The 921-nt window shown below is 31.3% G+C and carries 1 pseudogene; it reads left to right on the forward strand.

The features are described 5' to 3' along the window. Positions 1–672: 672 nt before the first annotated feature. Positions 673–921, forward strand: a pseudogene (locus tag ACFIL8_RS11155) (hypothetical protein); the annotation flags it as partial.

Below are 921 nucleotides of genomic sequence, written 5' to 3' on the forward strand. Positions count from 1 at the left end.
TTGGTTCAGTTTTAGGAGGCTTTATTACGGCTGATTTGGGCGTCGTCGTTGTTTGAGGTCTTATTATAATATTCTTAATTTCAGTTTATGAATATACCGAAAAATATAGTGAAACATTTGATTTAAACGCTTTTGCAAGGCATATTTCAATATCTCAGCGATGTTTTCCAAGAATTGCTCTGCTGCTTTTTGACGGAATTGAATATCAAATGCTTATAGCGAGGGCAGTGGTTTGAGAAAAGATAGAGTTGATTTCATTAGATTTCTATGTAGTGCAATCCAGTACCAGCTCTTAAGGGACAATAATATACTGAGATCGAACTCATTTCTATACATTTACACGACGCTATAGGAGTAATCCTCAGAAACTCTACTAGAATTCGTTAAAAAATGGCAGGTTATGGAGTGTGATCAAAAAATATATTTTTTACAAATACTTAATCTCATTTTAAGTTGTCTAAAATATAACCTTATCTTAAAACTAAGTCTATATACCGCCATTTATCATAAAGTTAATAAGTTATACAAAATGCGGGAGTATTGTGTTTTTCTGTTTAGAGACGAGTTAAAAAACACCTTATTAAACATTAAGAGATTTCAGATATAAAACAATTTAACTTATGGAAAGTATATAGACAAAATGTATCTTGATAAAAAAGTTTATAACTCCATGTGGTCTTCAAAGAAATTGCTCGCCATTACTCAACAGAAAAACATATAATAAGAACTTCTCAACCCAGTTATTGGTATAGAAATAATCCAGAAATTAGAGATTACTTAGATACTGGAAAAGCAATTGATCCGTTACTTTTAGCACTTTTAGCAGCGACAGATAGACGCAAACATACGCTTGAAATTATTGAACCTTCCTTAACGTCATCGCAAAATTTATTAATTAGCGATCGATATGTTTATTCTAGT

This window comes from Bartonella sp. AP57NXGY, from assembly GCF_042195805.1.
Classification (GTDB): domain Bacteria; phylum Pseudomonadota; class Alphaproteobacteria; order Rhizobiales; family Rhizobiaceae; genus Bartonella.